Below are 24,150 nucleotides of genomic sequence, written 5' to 3' on the forward strand. Positions count from 1 at the left end.
CCGGGTGTCAGGCGTCAGAATACGGGTGTTGGCGGCGTCCGCCGCCCGTCTTGCGCCCAGCCGGCGTAGCTCAGTTGGCAGAGCAGCTGTTTTGTAAACAGCAGGTCATCGGTTCGAACCCGGTCGCCGGCTCCATCGCGCCGCGTGCTCGGTTTCGGCGATATCGGTATCAACGGCCACCCCGAACCGTCGGTGACGACGGCGTGTCCGCCGTGTCCGTCAGACGCTTCATGCTTGGCCTCGTATTCCAGCCCGCGCCCGGTGGCGCCACCTCTGAAGCGACTGTCGAAGCGACTGTTTTCACACGCGGCGTTGCGCAAACCGCCCGCCCGTCGCGTTTGCGCGTATTACCCATTCGTCGGTCGTCGTGAAGCGCCTGCGCGGCCGCATACGTGGCCAGGCGTTGTCTGGCCGGTGGCGCTGCGCTGCACCATAGGTAATGTCGATAACACCATCGGCGCGCGCGATTTGACAGGTTTTCGGCGAAGTGTATTGCTGTAGCGAAGGCGTTCTGAAGTAAAACGCCACAAGAAATACGAACACCGAGAACAAAGGTCGAAAAAGATGGCGAGGAGTAACGGCAAGGCCGATCCCGAGGTCGTCGCGATCTGTGCCCGTCACCAGGCCAGCGATGGCCCGCTGCTGCCGATTCTGCACGATGTGCAGGCGCATCATGGTTATGTGTCGGACGAGGCCATCCAGCAGATCGCCGACGAACTGAACCTGTCCCGTGCCGAGGTATTCGGCGTGGTGACGTTCTATCACGACTTTCATCGCGAGCCGCAACGTGCGCACAGCCTGAAAGTCTGTCGTGCCGAGGCCTGCCAATCCGTGGGTGGGCGTGATGTATGGGCCGCGGCCAGTACGGCTGCAGAACGCGGCCAGGGCGATGTGCAGCTCGAAGCCGTCTACTGTCTGGGCAACTGTGCCTGCGCACCCTCGGTCCAGCTGGACGGTAGAACGATCGGCCGCATGAACCCGGAACGCGTCAGCGCGCTGTTTTCCGCGGGCAGCGGCGCGGGGGTGGCTTCATGAAGATCTATATCCCGATCGACAGCGCCGCGGTATCCATCGGCGCCAACGAAACCGCCGACGCCTTCACCCGGCAGGACGCGATCGCCGACGCCGAGATCGTACGTACCGGTTCGCGCGGCTTCTACTGGCTCGAGCCGATGGTGGAGATCGAGCACGAGAACCGGCGCGTCGGCTTCGGCCCGGTCGAGGCAGCGGACGTGCCGGAACTGGCCCGGGCTATTGCGGATGGCGGCTTCGAATCCCACCCGCATTATCTCGGTGATATCGATCACATGTTGCGCGCGCAGGGCCAGCGGCGCATGACCTTTGCCCGCTGCGGCGTGATCGAGCCCACCGACTGGTCGGCTTTCGTGGCTCGCGGCGGCAGCGCCGGACTGCGTGCGGCACTCGACAACAGCGGTCAGGCGATCGTCGACGCGGTCAAGGAATCGGGGCTGCGCGGTCGCGGCGGTGCGGGTTTTCCGACCGGCATCAAGTGGCAGACCGTGCACGACACCGCCTCCGAGACGAAATATGTCGTCTGCAATGCCGACGAAGGCGATTCCGGCACCTATGCCGATCGCATGCTCATGGAAGGCGATCCGTTCACGCTCTTCGAGGGCATGGCGATCGCCGGTGTGGCGGTGGGCGCCGAGCACGGGCTGATCTATCTGCGCTCCGAGTATCCAGATGCAGAGCGTGTGCTCAAGCGTGCGCTGGATGTCGCCCGCGCCGAAGGCATGCTGGGCGACAGCGTGCTGGGTTCGGGCAAGCGCTTCGACATCCAGGTGCGGATGGGCGCGGGCGCCTATATCTGCGGCGAGGAAACCTCGCTACTGGAAAGTCTGGAAGGCAAGCGCGGGCTGGTGCGCTTCAAGCCGCCGCTGCCGGCGATCCAAGGGTTCATGGGCAAGCCGACCGTGATCAACAACGTGATCACGCTGGCCAGCGTGCCGGCGATCATGGCCCAGGGGGCGCCGATGTATGCCGACCTGGGCATCAATCGCTCGCGCGGCACGCTCACCATCCAGCTGTGCGGCAATGTTGCGCGCCCGGGTCTCTACGAAATGCCGTTTGGCGTGACGTTGGATCATCTGATCAACGAAATCGGCGGCGGCTCGGCCTCCGGCCGGCCCGTGCGCACCGCCCAGGTCGGCGGGCCGCTGGGTGCCTATGTGCCCGCCGCGCATTTCGATACGCCGCTCGGTTACGAGGAGATGGCCGACAAGAAAGCGATGATCGGCCACGGCGGCGTGGTGGTCTTCGACGACACCGTCGACATGATGCAGCAGGCCCGGTTCGCGATGGAGTTCTGCGATATCGAATCCTGTGGCAAGTGCACGCCGTGCCGGGTCGGCTCGGTACGCGCGCAGGAGGTCATCGACCGGATCATCGCTGACGACGAGCGTGAAGCGAACATCGAACTGCTGCGCGAACTCTGCGACACGATGATCAACGGCTCGCTCTGTGCCCACGGCGGCATGGCACCGTTTCCGGTGCTCTCGGCCCTGAATCATTTCTCCGAGGATTTCGGCGTCCGCCGCGAGGCGGCCGTCACCAGCTAGCGCGTCGCGCTGGCGACAAGAACAAAACGAGAGGAGGTAGCCATGGCATCTCTCAACCCGATCAACTACGGCACGCCCCGGCGGGAGTCCGATACCCAGATCACGCTCGAGATCGACGGCCAGTCGGTGACCGTGCCCGAAGGCACGTCGGTAATGCGTGCGGCCATCGAATCCGGCATCGACGTGCCCAAGCTGTGCGCGTCGGACATGCTGGAGCCGTTCGGTTCCTGCCGGCTGTGTCTGGTCGAGATCGAGGGTCGCAAGGGCTACCCGGCCTCCTGCACGACGCAAGTGTCGGAAGGCATGCAGGTCAGCACCCGGACCGACAAGCTCGATCAACTGCGCCGCGGTGTTGTCGAGTTGTATCTGTCCGATCACCCGGGCGAGAGCCTCACGCCGGACGGGCACGGGGACGACGAGTTGCTGGAGCTGGCAGAAAAGCTCGACGTCACGCAGGTGCGCTACGGCAAGGGCCGCAACCATCAGATAGCGGCGGTCGATGACTCTAACCCGTACTTCGATTTCGACGCCTCGCGCTGCATCGTCTGCTCGCGCTGCGTGCGCGCCTGTAACGAAACGCAGGGCACCTTCGCGCTGACCGTGGATGGCCGCGGCTTCGCGTCGATGATCAGTGCCGGTACCGACGACGACAACTTTCTCGATTCGGAATGTGTCTCCTGTGGCGCCTGTGTGCAGGCCTGCCCGACCGAGGCCCTGATCGAGAAGGACGTGGTCGAAAAGGGCATGCCCGAGCGTTCGGTGACCACGACCTGCGCCTACTGCGGCGTGGGCTGCTCGTTCAACGCCGAACTCAAGGGCGACGAAGTCATCCGCATGGTGCCGACCAAGGAAGGCAAGGCCAACCAGGGCCATTCCTGTGTGAAGGGGCGCTTCGCCTGGGGTTACACGAACCATCCGGATCGCATCACCAAGCCGATGGTGCGCGACAAGATCACCGATCCCTGGCGCGAGGTTAGCTGGGACGAGGCGATCCGGTTTTCGGTCGACAAGATCAATGCCATACGCGATGAGCACGGCAGCGGTGCGCTCGGCGCGATCACGTCCTCGCGCTGCACCAACGAGGAAACCTTCCTCGTGCAGAAGCTCGCGCGCGCGGTATTCAACACCAACAACGTCGATACCTGCGCGCGCGTGTGTCACTCGCCGACCGGTTATGGCCTGAACTCGACGTTCGGCACCTCGGCCGGTACGCAGGATTTCGTGTCGGTCGAGCAGTGCGACGTGATTCTCGTGATCGGCGCGAACCCGACCGATGCGCATCCGGTGTTCGGCTCCCAGATGAAGCGACGGCTGCGCCAGGGCGCGCGCCTGATCGTGGTCGATCCACGCGCGATCGATCTCGTGCGGTCACCGCATGTCGAAGCCGACTACCATCTGCAGCTCAGGCCCGGTACGAACGTGGCGCTGGTGAATGCCATGGCGCATACCGTACTCAGCGAGGGCCTCGAAAACCGGGCGTTCGTCGAAGAGCGCTGCGACCTGGACGAGTACGACGGCTGGCGGGATTTCATCCTGCGCGAAGAAAACAGCCCCGAGAACACCGAGCAGTACACCGGCGTGCCGGCGGCCATGGTGCGCGAAGCGGCACGGCTCTACGCCACGGGCGGGAATGGCGCCATCTACTATGGGCTCGGCGTGACCGAGCATAGCCAGGGCTCGACCATGGTCATGGGCATGGCGAATATCGCCATGGCCACCGGCAACATCGGCCGGCCGGGCATGGGCGTGAACCCGCTGCGCGGCCAGAACAACGTGCAGGGCTCCTGCGACATGGGCTCGTTCCCGCACGAGCTGCCGGGCTATCGCCACGTTTCCGACAAGAGCGTGCGCGACATCTTCGAGAAGGAATGGGGCGTGACCATCGGTGAGGAGCCGGGTCTGCGTATTCCCAACATGATCGACGCGGCCACTGCCGGCACCTTCAAGGGCCTGTATGTGCAGGGCGAGGACATTCTCCAGTCCGACCCCAACATCAAGCATATCGCCGCGGGTCTCGCCGCGATGGACTGTGTGATCATCCAGGACATCTTCCTGAACGAGACGGCGAGCTACGCCCATGTCTTCCTGCCGGGGTCGACCTTCCTGGAAAAGGACGGCACGTTCACCAACGCCGAGCGGCGCATCAACCGGGTGCGCAAGATCCAGACCGCGCCCGCCGGCTATGCGGACTGGGAGATCACCCAGATGCTGGCGCAGGCGCTGGGTTACAACATGAACTACAGCCATCCGTCCGAGATCATGGACGAGATCGCACGCACCACGCCCACCTTCAAGGGCGTGAGTTTCGACAAGATCGACGCGCTGGGCAGCGTGCAGTGGCCCTGCAACGACGAGCACCCGGAAGGCACGCCGGTCATGCACGTGGACAACTTCGTGCGCGGCAAGGGCAAGTTCATGCTCACCCCGTTCGTGCCCACCGAGGAGCGTGCGAACCGCAAGTTCCCGCTGCTGCTCACCACCGGGCGCATCCTGTCGCAATACAACGTCGGGGCCCAGACCCGGCGTACGGCCAATCGCCTGTGGCATGCCGAGGACTGGCTCGAGGTGCACCCCTCCGACGCCGAGGTGCGCGGCATCAAGGACGGCACGCTCGTGGCCGTGGCCTCGCGCATGGGCGAAACCACCTTGCGTGCAAAGGTCAGCGAGCGGATGACACCGGGCGTGGTCTATACCACCTTCCATTTTCCGGAGACGGCCGCGAACGTGGTCACCACCGAGTTCTCCGACTGGGCCACCGAATGCCCCGAATACAAGGTCACCGCGGTCGAGGTGCGGCCGTGCAACACCATGTCCGAATGGCAGCGTCGTTATATCGACACGCGCGAGAAGCAGCAGCAGATCGCCGGTGATCAGTCGGTACGCGATCCGGAGAGCGTGGCGGCCGGTTTCGATGCCGGCGACAAGGAATGGGAGCCGGCTGAATGAGCCGATGGCCCGCCATCGCGGCGGGCCATTGCTTTGATTTCGCGTGACATAGCGTCCGGTGGCAACCCGCGATACCGCCGGGCGATCGGGAGACAGGAATGGATAGCGACAAGATGGTGCGTCAGGCGAACCAGATCGCACAGTATTTCAGCGCCTATCCGCAGGCGCGCGCGGAAGAGGGCGTGCGCGGCCATATCCGCAAGTTCTGGGAGCCGCGCATGCGCGCCCAGCTGATCGAATACCACGAGGGCGGCGGCGAAGGCCTGCACCCGCTGGTCAGCACGGCTGTGGCCGCGATCAAGGCCGAGACGCGCGAGAGCGCTTAACCGGGCGCCGGGTCGGCATCGAGCGGGAAGAAACGGCTGTTTCGGCACGTTTCGAAAAGTGCCGAGACCAGCGGCGACAGAGGGTCGCGCTCCAGCGTGATGAGGCCCACGCGATAGGACGGGCGCGTGTCGTCGAGCGCGATCGTCGCGATGCGTGTGTCCGATGCCAGCAGGTCGCGAAAATATTCCGGCAGCACGCTGCTCAGGCCGGCGTACTTGATGTGCGCCCACAGGTTGATGATCGAGTCGGTTTCCATCTGGATGACGGGCGTCTGGCCGACGCGCTCGAACGCCTGGTCGATGATGCGGCGGTTCTGCATGTTCGGCGTGAGCAGGCATAGCGGCTCGTCGGCCGCTTCTCGCCAGGTCACGCTTTTGCGACGGGCCCAGGGGTGCGCGCGCGGCACAAAAAGCCGATAGCGCTCGGTATAGAGGTCCAGGGTCGTCATGTGTCGCACCGGCTCGTTGTCGAGGTAGGTGATGCCCGCGTCGAGCTGGAATTCCTGGATTTCCCTGAGGATTTCATCGGAGGTGCGTGAATAAACCGCGAAGCGGACCTCGGGATAGTGATCGCGCATGGTCCGCGTGAGTGCGACCACCATGGGCAGGGCAGAGGGCACGACCCCCAGCGCTACCTGGCCGGCCAGGCCGCCCTTGAGCGCGGTGAGTTCCTCGTCCATGGCGGCGCAATCGCGCAGGATGGCCTGGGCCCATTGCAGTACGCGCCGGCCTTCCGGCGTCAGGTCGTGGTAGCGCTGGCCGCGCTCCACGATCGGCACGCCGAGTTCCTGCTCGAGCTGCCGGATTCGTCCGGACAACGTGGGCTGCGTGACGTGACAGCGTTCGGCGGCGCGCGTGAAGTGGCGTTCCTCGGCGAGCGCGACGAGGTATTGCAGCTGTTTTATATCCATCCCTGCCTCTCGAGAAGCCGTGGCGGCGCGGGTAGCGCCGCTCGTGCCATCATACGTTCACGGCGGCGCGAAAATGCTGCACGCCAGCGGTTGACAATCCAGGTCCGATTCCCAACAATGCGCGGCTTGTTCGTGGAGGGATACCCAAGCGGTCAAAGGGAACAGACTGTAAATCTGTCGGCTCAGCCTTCGGAGGTTCGAATCCTCCTCCCTCCACCACTTGAATAGCGGAAAATCTGAAAACGACTGGCGATATGCGGTTGCGCATGAGCCGGACCGAGGAGGGTTCGAACCGTAAAGTTCGGCGAGGCGGCGCAGCCGCCGAGAGCAGTATCGCGCAGCGATGCTGGCCCGAAGGGCGAGCCGCGAAGCGGCGAGTAATCCTCCTCCCGGGTATAGCCGTTTCATTGGCTACGAAGGATGTCCGGATTGGGTCAAGCCCGGTTTCAGGTTTGAATCGCCGCCCAGGCAGCGCCCTTGCAGGCGGCGCCGGGATTGGCGAGAGTCGGAAGGTTGGCGGCGCGGGCGTAGTTCAATGGTAGAACCTCAGCCTTCCAAGCTGATGATGCCGGTTCGATCCCGGTCGCCCGCTCCATAAGATATCGCACAGGCGATATCGACAGTTTTGTGGCCCATGTAGCTCAGCGGTAGAGCACTTCCTTGGTAAGGAAGAGGTCACCGGTTCAAGTCCGGTCATGGGCTCCAGTTTGCCGGCGATGCAGTGGCGTGGTCGGCGCGCGATGCGTTTTGGGCATCGTGGCTACGACGAGTTGAACTCACGGCAACAACGACGAAAGGCGAGCAATGTCCAAATCAAAATTCGAGCGTAACAAGCCGCACGTAAACGTCGGCACGATTGGTCACGTGGACCATGGCAAGACCACGTTGACGGCGGCGCTGACGGTGGTGTCGAACCGCCTGTTCGGCAGCCAGCTGTCGGCGTTTGACATGATCGACAAGGCGCCGGAAGAAAAGGCTCGTGGCATCACGATTTCGACCTCGCACGTCGAATACGAAAGTGAGGCGCGCCACTACGCCCACGTCGACTGCCCCGGTCACGCCGACTACGTCAAGAACATGATCACCGGTGCCGCCCAGATGGACGGCGCGATCCTGGTCGTGTCCGCTGCCGACGGCCCCATGCCCCAGACCCGTGAGCACATCCTGCTCTCGCGTCAGGTCGGCGTGCCGCATATCGTCGTGTTCCTCAACAAGGCCGACATGGTCGACGACGAAGAGCTGCTCGAGCTCGTCGAAATGGAAGTGCGCGAACTGCTCGACGCCTACGACTTCCCAGGTGACGACACCCCGGTCGTGGTCGGCAGTGCCCTCAAGGCGCTCGACGGCGACGAAGGCGAGCACGGCATCGAAGCCATCGCCAAGCTCGTGCGCGCCATGGACGACTTCATTCCCGAGCCCGAGCGCGCCGTCGACGGCACGTTCCTGATGCCGGTTGAAGACGTCTTCTCGATTTCCGGTCGCGGCACCGTCGCCACCGGTCGTGTCGAGCGCGGCATCGTCAACGTCGGCGACGACATCGAAATCGTCGGCATCACCGCCACCGCCAAGACCACCGTCACCGGCGTCGAAATGTTCCGTCGCCTGCTCGACCAGGGTCAGGCCGGCGACAACGTCGGCGTGCTGCTGCGTGGCACCAAGCGTGAAGACATCCAGCGTGGTCAGGTGCTGGCCAAGCCGGGTTCGATCACCCCGCACACCAAGTTCGAGTGCGAAGTCTACGTGCTGAAGAAAGAAGAAGGCGGTCGTCACACCCCCTTCTTCAAGGGCTATCGCCCGCAGTTCTACTTCCGCACCACGGACGTCACCGGCGCCTGCGAGCTGCCGGCCGACACCGAGATGGTGATGCCGGGCGACAACGTCACGATGAACGTCGAGCTGATCCACCCGATCGCGATGGAAGAAGGCCTGCGCTTCGCCATTCGTGAAGGCGGCCGCACCGTGGGTGCCGGCGTCGTGACCAAGATTACGGAATAGTGGAATAGCGCGATTCGCGACATGCCGCCGATCATCGGAAGGTGGTCGGCGGCATGTCGCTTTCGTGTCTCTATGCCGCGAGCGTGGCGGAGCAGTTGCCAAACGTGGAAACTGTGATAACATCCGCCGTCTTTTTCGCGGGCGATGAGTTTACGCGCATAGGCCAGTAGCTCAATTGGCAGAGCAGCGGTCTCCAAAACCGCAGGTTGGGGGTTCGAGTCCCTCCTGGCCTGCCACGTAAAGCGCATCACCCACTTTTCGGTCGAGTCGTCGATGGCAACCCAAGAAAAACGTACGAGCTCCCTGCTCGACACCGCGCTGCTATGGCTTGCCATAGGTGTGCTGTTGGCGAGCATGGTCGGCTACTACTATTTCACGGCGCACACCGATCTCGTTCGCGTGGTCGGGCTGCTCGGCGGTGCTGTGGTCGCGGTTCTGATCGCGCTGCAGACGGCGATCGGCAAGACGGCCTGGTCCTATATCCAAGGCTCGCGCACGGAGTTGCGCCGCATGGTCTGGCCGACGCGGCGCGAGACGGTGCAGACCACGCTGATGGTGGTCGTGGTAGTGCTGATCCTCGCCATCTTCATCTGGGCGCTGGATATCGTGCTCGCCTGGGCTGTGCAACTTCTGACCGGCCGCTAGGCGCAAGGCGAATTCTTATGGCCAAGCATTGGTACGTGGTTCATGCCTTCTCGCAATACGAGAAGAAGGTGCGCGACGCCCTCAAGGAGCACGCGGCGCGCCACGGCATGGAAGATTACTTCGGCGATATCCTGGTGCCGACCGAGGAAGTGGTCGAGATCAAAGACGGCCAGCGCCGCACCACCGAGCGCAAGTTCTTTCCGGGTTACGTGCTCGTGCACATGGAAATGAACGACGACACCTGGCATCTCGTCAAGAGCGTGCCGCGCGTGCTTGGATTCATCGGCGGCACGGCCGATCGTCCGGCGCCGATTTCCGACGCCGAGGCTGATCAGATCCTCAATCGCGTCGAGGAGTCGGTCGAGAAGCCGCGGCCGAAGACGGTCTTCGAGCCGGGTCAGGAAGTGCGCGTCATCGACGGCCCCTTTGCCGATTTCAACGGCGTGGTCGAGGAAGTCAATTACGACAAGAACCGCCTGCGTGTGGCGGTCACGATCTTCGGGCGTTCGACCCCCGTGGATCTCGAATTCGATCAGGTCGAAAAGAGCTGATTTTTTGCCGCGGCGCGAGGCGCGCCGCATCCATCGTCACAGGGAGCCCGGGACAGGCCCGCGGCGCATGCACCTGAAGGAGTAGTTCAATGGCCAAGAAGATTGCAGGCTATATCAAGCTGCAGATTCCGGCCGGCAAGGCCAACCCGAGTCCCCCCGTGGGTCCGGCGCTGGGCCAGCACGGCGTAAACATCATGGAGTTCTGCAAGGCGTTCAACGCCGAAACGCAGGACATCGAGCCGGGTCTTCCGATCCCGGTGGTCATCACGGTGTTCTCGGATCGCAGTTTCTCGTTCGTCAAGAAGACGCCGCCGGCGTCGATTCTGCTGAAGAAGGCCGCGAAGATCACGAGCGGCGCCGCCGATCCGCTGCGCGAAAAGGTGGGTGTCGTGACCCGTGCGCAGGTCGAGGAGATCGCCGAAACCAAGTGGGCCGATCTCAACGCGGCCGACATGGACGCCGCGGTTCGCATCATTTCCGGTAGTGCTCGTTCGATGGGCATCAAGGTGGAGGGCTAGGTCATGGCGAAGATCTCCAAGCGCAAGGCAGCCATCCGCGAACAGATCGACCCGGTCAAGGTGTACCCGGTCGACGAGGCGCTCGAGCTGCTCAAGAAGCTGGCCAGTGCCAAGTTCACCGAGTCCGTCGAAGTGTCGGTGAATCTGGGCGTCAACGCCCGCAAGTCCGACCAGAACGTGCGCGGCTCGACCGTCATGCCCAACGGCACCGGCAAGAGCGTGCGCGTGGCCGTGTTTACACAGGGCGAGAACGCCGAGAAGGCCAAGGCGGCTGGCGCCGACGTGGTGGGTCTCAACGATCTGGCCGAGCAGGTTCAGGCGGGTGAGATCAATTTCGACATGGTCGTCGCCACGCCGGACGCTATGCCGGTGGTCGGTCGTCTTGGCCAGATTCTCGGTCCGAAGGGGCTGATGCCGAATCCGAAGACGGGGACGGTGACGGCCGATGTCGAGACGGCGGTCAAGAACGCCAAGGCGGGTCAGGTGCAGTACCGCACCGACAAGGCCGGCATTATCCATTGCGCCATCGGTAAAGTGGACTTTGGTAACGACGCCCTCAAGGAAAACCTGGCGGCCCTTATTGCGGATCTGCGCAAGGCCAAGCCGGCGAACGCCAAGGGCGTGTATTTCAAGAAGGTTTCGCTGTCGACCACGATGGGTCCCGGTCTAGCCGTGGACGCCACCGGTACGGCGGCATAAGTGACGTGGGTGACCCGGCGGCTCTGCTGCCGGGTGCCGACGCCGTAGTTCTTTGTAGCGTAGCCCGCTCTTCGATGGCTGCGTTGTCAAAGACCGTGAGGCGAACCGAAGGTCTCGGTTCTTAAAGGCGACGACGCCAGCCTACGCAGATGACGTGTGTCGTGAAGGCGCCAGCAGCGCCAAAGCGGCAGTCGTCGACGGGCATGCCCTCGGGCATGGCCGATCAATCATCCGGCGGCATGTGCCGTCGGTTTGCTCAAGGAGTGATGACTATGGCCATGAGTTTTCAAGCCAAGCAGGCCATGGTGGCAGAAGTCAGCGACGTGGCGACCCGCGCGCATTCCGCAGTGCTTGCGGAATATCGGGGTCTCACGGCTGGCCAGATGGACACGCTTCGCGTGAACGCCCGTGAGGGTGGTGCGTACCTGAAGGTGATCAAGAACAATCTGGCCAAGCTGGCGCTGAAGGGCACCGAATACGAATGCATGAGCGATGCATTCGTGGGGCCGGTGATCCTGGGTTTCTCGCTGGAGGATCCGGGTTCGGCGGCTCGCGTTGTAAGCGATTTCCGCAAGAGCAACGATGCCCTGAAGGTGACGGCGATCTCGTTCAACGGGCAGCTGCTGCCCGGCGAACAGCTGGATCGTCTGGCCAAGCTGCCGACCCGTGACGAGGCTCTGTCCCAGCTGATGCGTGCCATGACGGCACCGGTCGAGAAGCTGGCTCGAGCCACGCGCGAGCCGGTTGCCCAGCTCTCCCGCACCGTGGCCGCAGTCCGCGACGAAAAGCAGGCTGCTTGAATCAATTGAATCGGGTCCACCGACCCCAAACGTATTAGGAGCGAAAAATGGCTGCTACGAAGGAAGAAGTACTCGAAGCGATCTCCGAGATGTCCGTCATGGACGTCGTCGAGCTCGTCGAGATGATGGAAGAGAAGTTCGGTGTTTCCGCTGCAGCGCCGGTCGCGATGGCCGCCGCTGGCGGTGGTGGCGGCGAAGCCGCGGCCGCCGAAGAGCAGACCGAGTTCGATGTGGTGCTCGCCAGCTTTGGCGACAACAAGGTCGGCGCCATTAAGGCCGTCCGCGCCATCACCGGCCTGGGTCTGAAGGAAGCCAAGGAAATGGTCGAATCCGCGCCTGCCACTCTGAAGGAAGGCGTCGAGAAGGCGGAAGCCGAAGAAATGAAGACCAAGCTTGAAGAAGCCGGCGCCAAGGTCGAGCTTAAGTAAAGCAGGACGCGTCAAAGGAATTGTTCGACACGATAATTTGACGCTTTCGCGGAATTGGCTGGTAGCGGTGACGCTGCCGGCCTTTTCCCGTTGCCCCCGACCGAACGCGCGCGCTATACCGGGTCGCGAAACACTCACGGTTTCGCGGCAAGTCCAACCAGAGGGTTGAGTGACATGGCCTACTCGTTTACCGAGAAAAAACGCATCCGCAAGGACTTTGCGAAACAGCCTTCAGTGCTGGAGATGCCGTTCCTGCTGGCGACCCAGCTGGATTCCTATCGGCAGTTCCTGCAGAAGGATCTCAATCCCGAAAATCGTGCCGGCGTCGGTCTGCATGCGGCGTTTTCGTCGGTGTTTCCGATGGCGAGCCATTCGGGCAGCGCCGCGCTCGAATACGTCAGCTACCGTCTCGGTCAGCCCGTGTTCGACGAGAAGGAATGCCGTGTTCGCGGCATGATCTATTCCGCCCCGCTGCGGGTGACCGTGCGCCTTATCATCTACGACAAGGACAGCAAGGCCAACCCGAAGCCGGTCAAGGACATCAAGGAGCAGGAAGTCTACATGGGCGAATTGCCGCTCATGACGGACACCGGCACCTTCATCATCAACGGTACCGAGCGGGTCATCGTGAACCAGCTCCACCGTAGTCCGGGCGTGTTCTTCGACCACGATCGTGGCAAGACGCATTCGTCCGGCAAGTATCTGTATTCCGCGCGCGTGATTCCGTACCGCGGTTCGTGGCTCGATTTCGAGTTCGATCCGAAGGACAACGTCTACGTGCGCATCGATCGTCGCCGCAAGCTGCCGGCGACGGTGCTCCTGCGCGCGCTCGGCTATGACACCGAGCAGATGCTGGAGATCTTCCACGAGACGAACATGTTCCACCTGTCCGACAAGGGCGTGGAAATGGAGCTCGTGCCCGAGCGTCTGCGTGGCGAGACCGCGACGTTCGATATCAAGGCGGGCGATGAGGTCATTGTCGAAGAAGGTCGGCGCATCACCGTGCGTCATATCCGCAAGCTCGAAGAGGCGGGCATCGATCGCCTCGAGGTGCCGGAAAGCTATCTCATCGGCAAGGTGCTGGGTCGCGGCATCGTCGATACCGACACCGGCGAAGAGCTCGCCGCCGCCAACACCGAGCTCACCGAAGAGCTGGTCGAGGCGCTGCGCATGGCGGGTATCCAGGATATCCCCACGCTGTATATCAACGATCTCGATCACGGCCCGTACATCTCGAACACGCTGATGGTCGATCCGAGCACCACGCAGCTCGAGGCGCTGGTCGAGATCTATCGCATGATGCGTCCCGGCGAGCCGCCGACCAAGGACGCCGCCGAGAACCTGTTCGGCAACCTGTTCTTCAACGAGGACCGTTACGACCTGTCGGCCGTGGGTCGTATGAAGTTCAACCGCCGTCTGGGTCGCGAGGATGCGACTGGCGAATCGGTGCTCTCCAACGACGACATCATCGATGTGCTCAAGGAGCTGGTCTCGATCCGCAACGGTATCGGTACCACCGACGACATCGATCACCTCGGCAACCGCCGTGTGCGCAGTGTCGGCGAGATGGCCGAAAACGCCTTCCGTACCGGTCTGGTGCGCGTCGAGCGTGCGGTCCGCGAGCGTTTGTCGATCGCCGAGTCCGAGGGGCTGATGCCGCAGGACTTGATCAACGCCAAGCCGGTGGCGGCCGCGGTGAAGGAGTTCTTCGGCTCCTCGCAGCTGTCGCAGTTCATGGACCAGAACAATCCGCTGTCGGAAGTCACGCACAAGCGCCGCGTGTCCGCGCTCGGCCCGGGCGGTCTGACCCGTGAGCGCGCCGGCTTCGAAGTGCGCGACGTGCACCCGACGCACTACGGCCGTATCTGCCCGATCGAAACGCCGGAAGGCCCGAACATCGGTCTGATCAACTCGCTGTCGGTCTATTCGCGTACCAACGAGTACGGTTTCCTGGAAACGCCGTATCGCAAGGTCGAAAACGGCCGCGCGACCGAAGAGGTCGAGTATCTGTCGGCGATCGAGGAAGGCCGCTACATCATCGCCCAGGCCAACGCGCGCGTGGACGATAACGGCGATCTGGTCGACGAGCTGGTCTCCTGCCGTTACCAGAACGAGTTCACCATGGCTTCGCCGGATCGCGTCCAGTTCATGGACGTCTCGCCGAAGCAGATCATGTCGGTCGCCGCATCGCTGGTTCCGTTCTTGGAGCACGACGACGCCAACCGCGCGCTCATGGGCTCGAACATGCAGCGTCAGGCCGTGCCCTGTCTGCGTGCGGACAAGCCGCTGGTCGGTACCGGTATCGAGCGCAAGGTTGCGATCGACTCCGGCAATGCCGTGACCGCGCGCCGCGGCGGTGTCGTCGAGAAGGTGGACGCATCGCGCGTGGTGGTGCGTGTCTACGACGACGAGACCTCGGCCGAGGAAGCCGGCGTCGACATCTACAACATGGTCAAGTACACGCGTTCCAACCAGAACACGTGCTTGAACCAGAAGCCGCTGGTCAAACCCGGCGACCGTATCGAGCGTGGCGACGTGCTGGCTGACGGCCCGTCCACCGACATGGGCGAGCTGGCGCTGGGCCAGAACCTGCTGGTCGCGTTCATGCCGTGGCACGGCTACAACTTCGAGGACTCGATCCTGATCTCGGAGCGCGTGGTCGAGGAAGACCGCTTCACCTCGGTGCATATCGAGGAGCTGACCTGTGTCGCCCGCGAGACCAAGCTCGGCCCGGAAGAGATCACTTCGGACATCCCGAACGTGAACGAGTCCGCGCTGCAGAAGCTGGATGAATCGGGCATTGCCTATATCGGCGCCGAAGTGAAGGCCGGCGATATCCTCGTCGGCAAGGTCACGCCCAAGGGCGAGACCCAGCTCACGCCGGAAGAGAAGCTGCTGCGGGCCATCTTCGGCGAGAAGGCATCCGACGTGAAGGACTCTTCGCAGCGGGTGCCGCCGGGCATGGACGGCACGGTGATCGACGTGCGCGTGTTCACGCGCGACGGCGTCGAGAAGGACGCGCGTGCCCTGTCGATCGAGGAAGACGAACTGGCCGAGGTGCGCAAGGACCTCAACGACCAGCAGCGTATCTTCGAGGACGACCTGTTCGATCGCCTGCGCAGCATGCTGCTGGGCAAGGTTGCCGATGGCGGCCCGAACAAGCTCAAGGCCGACGCCAAGATCACCGCGAGCTATCTCGACGGCCTGGATCGCGGCAAGTGGTTCGATATCCGTCTGCAGAGCGAAGAGCTGCAGTCGCAGCTTGAGTCCGTCGCCCAGCGCCTGAAGGACCAGAAGGCCGACTTTGAGCGCCGCTTCACCTCCAAGAAGGAGAAGATCACCCAGGGCGACGAACTGGCACCGGGCGTGCTCAAGATGGTCAAGGTCTATCTCGCGGTGAAGCGCCGTGTGCAGCCGGGCGATAAGATGGCCGGGCGTCACGGTAACAAGGGCGTGATCTCGCAGATTGTGCCGGTCGAGGACATGCCGTATCTCGAAGACGGCACGCCGGCCGACATCGTGCTCAACCCGCTGGGCGTGCCCTCGCGCATGAACATCGGTCAGGTGCTGGAAACGCATCTGGGCTGGGCCGCGCGCGGCGTCGGTCTGCGCGTGGGCGAGATGCTCGAGCAGCAGCAGGCCATCGGCGAGATTCGCGAGTTCCTGAAGAAGGCCTACTACACGGAAGGCGGTACCCAGGAAGACATCGACAGTCTCACCGACGACGAGATGATGACCATGGCGCAGAATCTGGTCGGCGGCATGCCGACCGCGACGCCGGTCTTCGACGGTGCCGACGAGGATGAGATCCGTCGTCTGCTCAAGCTGTCGGGGCTGCCGGAGTCCGGCCAGGCCACGCTCATCGACGGACGCACGGGCGAGACCTTCTCGCGGCCGGTGACCGTGGGCTATATGTACATGCTCAAGCTCAACCATCTGGTCGACGACAAGATGCATGCGCGTTCGACCGGCCCGTACTCGCTGGTGACCCAGCAGCCGCTGGGCGGCAAGGCGCAGTTCGGCGGCCAGCGCTTCGGCGAGATGGAAGTCTGGGCGCTGCAGGCCTACGGTGCGGCGTACACGCTGCAGGAGATGCTCACGGTCAAGTCCGACGACGTGACCGGGCGTACCCGCATGTACAAGAACATCGTCGACGGCGATCACCAGATGCATGCCGGCATGCCGGAGTCGTTCAACGTGCTGACCAAGGAAATCCGTTCCCTGGGCCTGAATATCGAACTCGAGGAAGACGATTAGTGACGGGTAGCGGCGGCCCGGCGATGCCGGGCCGCTCGCGACGGTTGCCCATCGTCGTGTGACGTGCCGATGCCCCTCACGATCCGGAGTAGGACATGAAAGATCTGCTGAATCTGTTCAAGAGCCAGGACGACGTCGAAGAGTTCGACGCCATCAGAATTGGTCTTGCTTCGCCGGAAACGATCCGCTCGTGGTCGTTCGGCGAGGTCAAGAAACCCGAAACCATCAACTACCGCACGTTCAAGCCGGAACGTGACGGCCTGTTCTGTGCCCGGATCTTCGGTCCGGTCAAGGACTACGAGTGCCTGTGCGGCAAGTACAAGCGCATGAAGCACCGCGGTGTGATCTGCGAGAAGTGCGGCGTCGAGGTCACGCAGACCAAGGTGCGCCGCGAGCGCATGGGCCATATCGACCTGGCGTCGCCGGTCGCCCATATCTGGTTCCTCAAGAGTCTGCCGTCCCGTATCGGCCTGCTGCTCGACATGCCGCTGCGCGCCATCGAGCGGGTGCTGTATTTCGAAGCCTATGTCGTGACCGATCCGGGCATGACGCCGCTCGAGCCGTATTCGCTGCTCACGGAAGAGGAATATCTCGACACGGTCGAGCAGTACGGCGACGAGTTCGCGGCCAAGATGGGTGCCGAGGCCGTCCTCGACATTCTCAAGAACATGGACATGGGCGCGGAAGCCGCGCGCATGCGCGAGGAACTCAACGCCACCGGTTCGGCCACCAAGATCAAGCGTCTCGGCAAGCGCCTGAAGCTGCTGGAGTATTTCCAGCAGTCGGGGAACAAGGCCGAGTGGATGATCATGCGCGTGCTGCCGGTGCTGCCGCCGGACCTGCGCCCGCTGGTGCCGCTGGACGGCGGCCGCTTCGCGACGTCCGATCTCAACGATCTCTACCGTCGCGTTATCAACCGCAACAATCGTCTGCGTCGCCTGCTGGAGCTCAACGCGCCGGACATCATCGTGCGCAACGAAAAGCGCATGTTGCAGGAATCGGTGGACGCGCTGATCGACAACGGTCGTCGTGGCCGCGCGATCACCGGCTCCAACCGCCGCCCGCTCAAGTCGCTCGCCGACATGATCAAGGGCAAGCAGGGCCGCTTCCGCCAGAACCTGCTCGGCAAGCGTGTCGACTACTCGGGCCGCTCGGTCATCGTGGTCGGCCCGACGCTCAAGCTGCACCAGTGCGGTCTGCCCAAGAAGATGGCGCTGGAGCTGTTCAAGCCGTTCATCTATTCGCGCCTGCAGCGTCTGGAGCTGGCCTCCACGATCAAGGCGGCCAAGAAGATGGTCGAGCGTGAAGAGCCGGAAGTCTGGGACATGCTCGAGGAAGTCATCCGCGAGCACCCGGTCATGCTCAACCGCGCGCCGACCCTGCATCGCCTGGGGATCCAGGCGTTCGAGCCGGTGCTCATCGAAGGCAAGGCCATCCAGCTGCATCCGCTGGTCTGCACCGCTTTCAACGCCGACTTCGACGGCGACCAGATGGCCGTGCACGTGCCGCTGTCCATCGAGGCACAGCTGGAAGCCCGCGTGCTGATGATGGCGTCGAACAACATCCTGTCACCGGCGAGCGGCGCGCCGATCATCGTGCCGACCCAGGACGTCGTCCTCGGCCTGTACTGGATGACGCGTTCGCGCGTGAACTCCAAGGGCGAGGGCATGACCTTTGCCGACATCAGCGAGGTCTACCGCGCCTACGACGCACAGATGGTCGACCTGCAGGCGCATATCAAGGTCCGAGTCAACGACGTCGACGTCGATGAGGACAACAATCAGACGCCGGTCACGCGCATCGTGGATACCACGGTCGGCCGCGCGCTGTTGTCCGAGATCCTGCCGGCCGGTCTGCCGTTCAAGCTCATCAACCGCGAGCTCGACAAGAAGGCCGTCGGCGACGTCATCAACTCCAGCTATCGCGACGTCGGCCTCAAGGAAACGGTCGTCTTCGCCGACCAGCTGATGTACACCGGCTTCCGGATGTCCACCAAGGCGGGCATCTCGATCGCGGTCGGCGACATGGAAGTGCCGTCCGAGAAGGCCACGGTGCTGGCGCGTGCCGAGGACGAGGTCAAGGAGATCGAGGAGCAGTACACCTCCGGTCTCGTGACCCAGGGCGAGCGTTACAACAAGGTCATCGACATCTGGTCGCGTGCCAACGAGCAGATCGCGTCCGCGATGATGGACAAGCTCGGCACCGACGAGGTCACCGACGCCGAGGGCAACCCGGTGGACCAGACCTCGTTCAACTCGATCTTCATGATGGCCGACTCGGGCGCGCGTGGTAGTGCGGCCCAGATCCGTCAGCTGGCGGGCATGCGTGGCCTGATGGCCAAGCCGGACGGTTCGATCATCGAGACGCCCATTACCGCGAACTTCCGTGAGGGTCTGAACGTACTTCAGTACTTCATCTCCACGCACGGTGCGCGTAAGGGTCTGGCTGATACGGCGCTCAAGACCGCGAACTCGGGTTATCTCACCCGTCGTCTCGTGGACGTGTCCCAGGACGTGGTCATCACCGATCGCGACTGCGGCACCGACAACGGCATCATGATGTACCCGATCGTCGAAGGCGGCGACGTGGTCGAGCCGCTGCGCGAGCGGGTGCTTGGCCGTGTTCTGGCCTCCGATGTGGTCGATCCGGCCACCAACCACACGTTGCTGGATGCCGGTACGCTGCTCTCCGAGAAGGAAGTGGATCTGCTCGAGACCAACTCCATCGACGAGGTGCACGTTCGCAGCCCGATCACCTGTGAGGCGCCGTTCGGCGTGTGCTCGCAGTGCTACGGCCGTGATCTGGCCCGCGGCGAGCAGGTCTCCATCGGCGAGTCCGTGGGCGTGATCGCCGCGCAGTCGATCGGCGAGCCCGGCACGCAGCTGACCATGCGTACCTTCCACGTGGGTGGTGCGGCATCGCGTGCGGTGTCGGCCGACGGTGTCGAGGTCAAGACCGACGGCACGGTCAAGCTGCACAACATCAAGACCGTCGAGCACGCCGAAGGCGGTCATCTCGTGGCCGTGTCCCGCTCCGGCGAGATCGGCGTCATGGACGAGAACTACCGCGAGAAGGAACGCTACAAGATCCCCTACGGCGCGCGTCTGCACGTCGGCGAGGGCGAAGCGGTCCAGGCCGGCGCCCGTCTGGCCGACTGGGATCCGCACACCCATCCGATCATCTCGGAAGTCGCCGGTAAGGTGAAGTTCGAGGAGTTCATGGAAGGTGTGACCGTCCAGCGCGAGATCGACGAGATCACCGGCGTGTCCACGCTCGTGGTCACGGAACCGAAATCGCGCGGCTCCGCCAACAAGGATCTGCGGCCGGTCATCAAGCTGCTGGACAACGACGGCAACGAGCTGAACTTCCCCGGGACCGAGATCCCGGCGGCATACAGCCTGCCGCCGAAGGCCATTGTGGTCGTCGAGGACGGCCAGGAAGTGGTCGTCGGCGACGTCTGCGCCCGCATCCCGCAGGAATCCTCGAAGACGCGCGACATCACCGGCGGTCTGCCGCGTGTCGCCGATCTGTTCGAGGCGCGCAAGCCCAAGATTCCGGCGATTCTTGCCGAGGCCGCGGGTACCGTGCGCTTTGGCGAGGGCACGAAGGGCAAGCAGCGTCTCAAGATCGTCGACAGCGACGGTTACGAGAACGAGCTGCTGATCCCCAAGTGGCGCCAGATCAACGTGTTCGAAGGCGAGCACGTCGAGAAGGGCGAAATCGTCTCCGACGGCGAGCCGATGCCCCACGATATCCTGCGTTTGCAGGGTATTCCGAAGCTGGCCGACTACCTGGTCAAGGAAATTCAGGACGTCTACCGGCTCCAGGGCGTGCGGATCAACGACAAGCACATCGAGGTGATCATTCGCCAGATGCTGCGTCGGGTCGAGATCGTGGATGCCGGCGATACCAGCTTCCTGCAGGGCGAGCAGGCCGAGTATCAGTCCGTACTCGACGAGAACCGCCGTGTCGAGGCGAAGGGCGAGGCTCCGGCCACGTTCGATCGTCTGCTGCTGGGTATCACCAAGGCCAGCCTGTCGACCGAGTCGTTCATCTCGGCGGCGTCGTTCCAGGAGACGACGCGCGTGCTCACGGAAGCCGCGGTCCGCGGTGCCCGCGACGAGCTGCGTGGTCTCAAGGAGAACGTCATCGTCGGCCGGCTTATCCCGGCAGGTACCGGCCTCGCGTACCACGAACAGCGGCGTCGAGAGCGTCTCGGCCCGTTGGACCTCCAGGGCGCGCTGCCGCGTGATGAGGAGATCCCGGGTGGCGACGACGAAACGGCTACCGAAGAGCAGACGAACGAAGACTCGGCATAATGCGAGGGTGCCGGCGTTTCTGCTTGACAGAAAACGCCGGCACCATTAGTATCCGCCGTCCTTTAACGGCAGCTCGATCCCGGTCGGGCTGCCTTTATATTTTTCATCGATCGAGCAGGGTGACGACGTGTCTACGGTCAACCAACTGGTCCGCAAGGGCCGCAAAGACAAGCCCCAGAAGAACGACGTCCCCGCGCTGCAGGGGTGTCCGCAGCGTCGCGGGGTCTGCACGCGCGTGTACACCACGACGCCGAAGAAGCCGAACTCCGCGCTGCGTAAAGTTGCGCGTGTTCGCCTGACCAACGGCTACGAAGTTGCCAGCTACATTGGTGGTGAAGGCCACAACCTGCAGGAACACTCGGTCGTGCTGATTCGCGGCGGTCGTGTGAAGGACTTGCCGGGTGTGCGCTATCACACGGTGCGTGGTGCGCTCGACGCCTCCGGTGTCGAAGCGCGTCGCCAGGGCCGTTCCAAGTACGGCGCCAAGAAGCCGAAGTCCTAGTCCGAACGCACTAGTTCAACGAATACCTAAAGGTTCACTATGTCCCGTCGTGCATCCGCGCCGCGTCGCGAAATCCTGCCCGATCCGCGCTACCACAGCGAGCTGCTTGCGAAGTTCATGAACATGATCATGGAAGACGGCAAGAAGTCGAAGGCCGAGGCCATCGTCTACGGCGCGCTGACCCAGATCGGCACCAAGAAGGGTACCGACGAGCCGCTCGAGATTCTCGAGGAAGCGCTGGATAACATCCGCCCCGCGGTCGAGGTGAAATCCCGTCGTGTCGGTGGTGCCACCTATCAGGTGCCGGTGGAAGTTCGTGCGGTGCGTCGCACGACGCTGGCCATGCGCTGGGTGATCGATGCAGCCCGCAAGCGCGGCGAGCACTCCATGGCGCAGCGTCTGGCCGGTGAACTGCTGGATGCTTCCGAGCATCGCGGCGCCGCCGTCAAGAAGCGCGAAGACACGCATCGCATGGCGGACGCCAACAAGGCGTTCTCGCACTTCCGCTGGTAAGCGGCGCGCGGCCCATTTTCGAGATTCGAAAAGAGAACTAATTCATGTCCCGCAAGCATCCTCTCGAGCGTTATCGCAACATCGGCATCATGGCCCACATTGATGCCGGCAAGACGACGACGACCGAACGTGTCCTCTACTACACCGGTATTTCGCACAAGATGGGCGAAGTGCACGACGGTGCGGCCGTGATGGACTGGATGGCGCAGGAGCAGGAGCGCGGCATCACCATCACGTCAGCCGCGACGACCTGCTTCTGGCAGGGCATGGAACAGCAGTTCCCCGAGCAGTACCGCATCAACATCATCGATACGCCGGGGCACGTGGACTTCACGATCGAAGTCGAGCGCTCGCTTCGTGTACTCGACGGTGCCGTCTGTGTGCTGGACGCCAACGCGGGTGTCGAACCGCAGACCGAAACGGTCTGGCGTCAGGCCAACAAGTACCATGTTCCGCGGCTGGTGTTCGTCAACAAGATGGACAAGCTGGGTGCGGACTATTACCGCTGTGTGCAGATGATGCGCGATCGTCTGGCCACGCACCCCGTCTCGATCCAGCTGCCGATCGGCGCCGAGGACGACTTTGAGGGCGTGGTCGATCTGCTGCGCATGCAGGCGATCTACTGGAACCAGGAAGACGCCGGTCGTACCTTCGAGGCGCGCGAGATTCCCGATCATCTCAAGGCCGACGCCGAGAAGTATCGCGAAGAGATGGTCGAGGCCGCCGCGGAAGCCGACGAAGAGTTGATGGATCGCTATCTCGAGAACGGCGAGTTGTCCGACGAGGACATCAAGTCGGGTCTTCGTGCGCGCACCATCGCCAATGAGATCTGCCTGTGCCTGTGTGGCACGGCATTCAAGAATAAGGGCGTTCAGGCCATGCTCGACGCTGTCGTCGACTATCTGCCTGCGCCGACCGAAGTGCCGCCGATCAAGGGCCAGGACGCCAACGATCCCGATACCAAGATCGAGCGTCGCGCGAGCGACGAAGAGCCGTTCGCGGCGCTGGTGTTCAAGATCGCGACCGACCCGTTCGTGGGCTCGCTGTCGTTCATCCGGGTTTACTCGGGCGTGCTCTCTTCGGGCGATTCGGTCTACAACCCGATCGAGAACAAGAAGGAGCGTGTGGGTCGCATCCTGCAGATGCACTCCAACTCGCGCGAAGAGATCAAGGAAGTCCGCGCCGGCGATATCGCCGCGGTGGTTGGTCTGAAGAACGTGACCACTGGCTACACGCTGTGCGCGCCGGACTCCCAGGTGATTCTCGAGCGCATGGAGTTCCCGGATCCGGTTATTGCCGTTGCCGTGGAACCCAAGTCCCGCGCCGATCAGGAAAAGATGGGCGTCGCGTTGTCGAAGCTGGCCCAGGAGGATCCGTCCTTCCAGGTGCGCACCGACGAGGAAACGGCGCAGACCATTATCTCCGGCATGGGTGAGCTCCACCTCGAGATCATTGTCGATCGCATGAAGCGTGAGTTCGGCGTCGAGGCGAATGTCGGTGCGCCGCAGGTCGCGTATCGCGAGACCATTCGCAAGGAAGTCGAGCAGGAAGGCAAGTTCGTGCGCCAGTCGGGTGGTCGTGGCCAGTACGGTCATGTCTATCTGCGGCTCGAGCCGCAGGAAGAGGCCGGCACCGGCTACGAGTTCGTCAACGCCATCACCGGTGGCGTGGTGCCGAAGGAATACATCAACTCCGTGGACAAGGGTGTCCAGGAAGCGATGGCCAACGGTGTGGTCGCGGGTTACCCGATGGTCGACCTCAAGGTCACGCTTTATGACGGCTCCTATCACGATGTTGACTCGAGCGAGGCCGCGTTTAAAATAGCCGGCTCGATGGCGTTCAAGGACGGTGCTCGTCAGGCATCGCCGGTGCTGCTCGAGCCGATGATGGACGTGGAAGTCGTCACGCCGGAAGAATACATGGGTGACGTGATGGGCGATCTGAATCGCCGTCGCGGCACCGTCAAGGGCATGGAAGACATCCCGACCGGCAAGCAGCTTTCCGCTGCCGTGCCGCTCTCCGAGATGTTCGGTTACTCGACTGATCTGCGCTCCATGAGCCAGGGTCGTGCCACCTACACCATGCAGTTCGAGAAATACTCGGAAGCACCTTCGCACGTGATCGAAGGTCTGACCCGAAACCAGTCGCAAAAGGCATAAGA

Annotated in this window: 17 protein-coding genes and 5 tRNA genes; 21 read left to right on the forward strand and 1 reads right to left on the reverse strand. The window is 63.2% G+C overall.

The window, feature by feature from the left end; genetic code table 11:
* Window positions 1-59: 59 nt before the first annotated feature.
* The 5 genes from J7355_RS04745 to J7355_RS04765 all read left to right on the forward strand — a co-directional run bounded on the left by J7355_RS04745 (window position 60) and on the right by J7355_RS04765 (window position 5,851).
* Window positions 60-135: transfer RNA gene (locus J7355_RS04745), tRNA-Thr, on the forward strand.
* 429 nt (window positions 136-564) lie between these two features.
* Window positions 565-1,035 (forward strand): NAD(P)H-dependent oxidoreductase subunit E, encoded by a 471-nt coding sequence (locus J7355_RS04750; protein ID WP_209060407.1) that lies wholly within the window; start codon window positions 565-567, stop codon window positions 1,033-1,035.
* Entirely contained in the window at window positions 1,032-2,579 is a 1,548-nt protein-coding gene (locus tag J7355_RS04755) for a formate dehydrogenase beta subunit (protein ID WP_209060408.1), read from the forward strand. Before J7355_RS04750 ends, J7355_RS04755 begins: the two co-directional genes overlap by 4 nt.
* A 42-nt stretch (window positions 2,580-2,621) precedes the next feature.
* On the forward strand, window positions 2,622-5,525 hold the full coding sequence (gene fdhF, locus J7355_RS04760) for a formate dehydrogenase subunit alpha (protein WP_209060410.1): 2,904 nt from the start codon (window positions 2,622-2,624) through the stop codon (window positions 5,523-5,525).
* A gap of 98 nt (window positions 5,526-5,623) precedes the next feature.
* The gene (locus tag J7355_RS04765; RefSeq protein WP_209060411.1) at window positions 5,624-5,851 is read left to right on the forward strand and encodes a formate dehydrogenase subunit delta; all 228 of its coding nucleotides are present in this window, start codon (window positions 5,624-5,626) and stop codon (window positions 5,849-5,851) included.
* Here the strand turns inward: J7355_RS04765 and J7355_RS04770 are convergent.
* Window positions 5,848-6,762 (reverse strand): LysR family transcriptional regulator, encoded by a 915-nt coding sequence (locus tag J7355_RS04770; RefSeq protein WP_209060413.1) that lies wholly within the window; start codon window positions 6,760-6,762, stop codon window positions 5,848-5,850. The genes J7355_RS04765 and J7355_RS04770 overlap by 4 nt on opposite strands.
* Before the next feature lie 134 nt (window positions 6,763-6,896).
* Between J7355_RS04770 and J7355_RS04775 the strand changes: the two genes are divergently transcribed.
* From J7355_RS04775 to fusA, 16 genes are all read left to right on the forward strand, one after another.
* A tRNA-Tyr gene (locus J7355_RS04775) sits at window positions 6,897-6,981 on the forward strand.
* A 302-nt stretch (window positions 6,982-7,283) separates the two neighbouring features.
* Window positions 7,284-7,357 (forward strand) — tRNA-Gly (locus J7355_RS04780).
* Window positions 7,358-7,392: 35 nt separating this feature from the next.
* Window positions 7,393-7,467 (forward strand) — tRNA-Thr (locus J7355_RS04785).
* A 99-nt stretch (window positions 7,468-7,566) separates the two neighbouring features.
* A complete protein-coding gene (gene tuf / locus J7355_RS04790; RefSeq protein WP_209060414.1) occupies window positions 7,567-8,757 on the forward strand; it encodes an elongation factor Tu in 1,191 nt (396 codons plus the stop codon).
* Window positions 8,758-8,917: 160 nt separating this feature from the next.
* Window positions 8,918-8,993: transfer RNA gene (locus tag J7355_RS04795), tRNA-Trp, on the forward strand.
* A 37-nt stretch (window positions 8,994-9,030) separates the two neighbouring features.
* Complete coding sequence (secE, locus tag J7355_RS04800; protein ID WP_209060415.1) at window positions 9,031-9,402, forward strand: preprotein translocase subunit SecE; 372 nt, start codon at window positions 9,031-9,033, stop codon at window positions 9,400-9,402.
* A gap of 17 nt (window positions 9,403-9,419) precedes the next feature.
* Window positions 9,420-9,953: a transcription termination/antitermination protein NusG gene (gene nusG, locus J7355_RS04805; RefSeq protein ID WP_209060417.1), complete on the forward strand. Its 534-nt coding sequence runs from the start codon at window positions 9,420-9,422 to the stop codon at window positions 9,951-9,953.
* Between the two features lie 89 nt (window positions 9,954-10,042).
* On the forward strand, window positions 10,043-10,471 hold the full coding sequence (gene rplK / locus J7355_RS04810) for a 50S ribosomal protein L11 (protein WP_209060418.1): 429 nt from the start codon (window positions 10,043-10,045) through the stop codon (window positions 10,469-10,471).
* A gap of 3 nt (window positions 10,472-10,474) precedes the next feature.
* Entirely contained in the window at window positions 10,475-11,170 is a 696-nt protein-coding gene (gene rplA / locus J7355_RS04815) for a 50S ribosomal protein L1 (protein WP_209060420.1), read from the forward strand.
* 272 nt (window positions 11,171-11,442) lie between these two features.
* On the forward strand, window positions 11,443-11,970 hold the full coding sequence (rplJ, locus tag J7355_RS04820) for a 50S ribosomal protein L10 (protein ID WP_209060421.1): 528 nt from the start codon (window positions 11,443-11,445) through the stop codon (window positions 11,968-11,970).
* A gap of 47 nt (window positions 11,971-12,017) precedes the next feature.
* Window positions 12,018-12,398, forward strand: coding sequence for a 50S ribosomal protein L7/L12 (rplL, locus tag J7355_RS04825; protein ID WP_209060423.1), 381 nt, complete (start codon window positions 12,018-12,020; stop codon window positions 12,396-12,398).
* A 174-nt stretch (window positions 12,399-12,572) separates the two neighbouring features.
* Window positions 12,573-16,655, forward strand: coding sequence for a DNA-directed RNA polymerase subunit beta (rpoB, locus tag J7355_RS04830; RefSeq protein WP_209060424.1), 4,083 nt, complete (start codon window positions 12,573-12,575; stop codon window positions 16,653-16,655).
* 95 nt (window positions 16,656-16,750) lie between these two features.
* Window positions 16,751-20,974: a DNA-directed RNA polymerase subunit beta' gene (rpoC, locus tag J7355_RS04835; protein ID WP_209060425.1), complete on the forward strand. Its 4,224-nt coding sequence runs from the start codon at window positions 16,751-16,753 to the stop codon at window positions 20,972-20,974.
* A 127-nt stretch (window positions 20,975-21,101) separates the two neighbouring features.
* On the forward strand, window positions 21,102-21,476 hold the full coding sequence (gene rpsL / locus J7355_RS04840; RefSeq protein WP_209060427.1) for a 30S ribosomal protein S12: 375 nt from the start codon (window positions 21,102-21,104) through the stop codon (window positions 21,474-21,476).
* A gap of 39 nt (window positions 21,477-21,515) precedes the next feature.
* On the forward strand, window positions 21,516-21,989 hold the full coding sequence (rpsG, locus tag J7355_RS04845) for a 30S ribosomal protein S7 (RefSeq protein ID WP_006913625.1): 474 nt from the start codon (window positions 21,516-21,518) through the stop codon (window positions 21,987-21,989).
* A gap of 44 nt (window positions 21,990-22,033) precedes the next feature.
* Window positions 22,034-24,148, forward strand: coding sequence for an elongation factor G (gene fusA / locus J7355_RS04850; RefSeq protein WP_209060428.1), 2,115 nt, complete (start codon window positions 22,034-22,036; stop codon window positions 24,146-24,148).
* Window positions 24,149-24,150 lie beyond the last annotated feature (2 nt).

Source organism: Endozoicomonas sp. G2_2, from assembly GCF_017744135.1.
In the GTDB taxonomy this organism is placed as follows: Bacteria; Pseudomonadota; Gammaproteobacteria; order Nevskiales; family Salinisphaeraceae; genus Salinisphaera.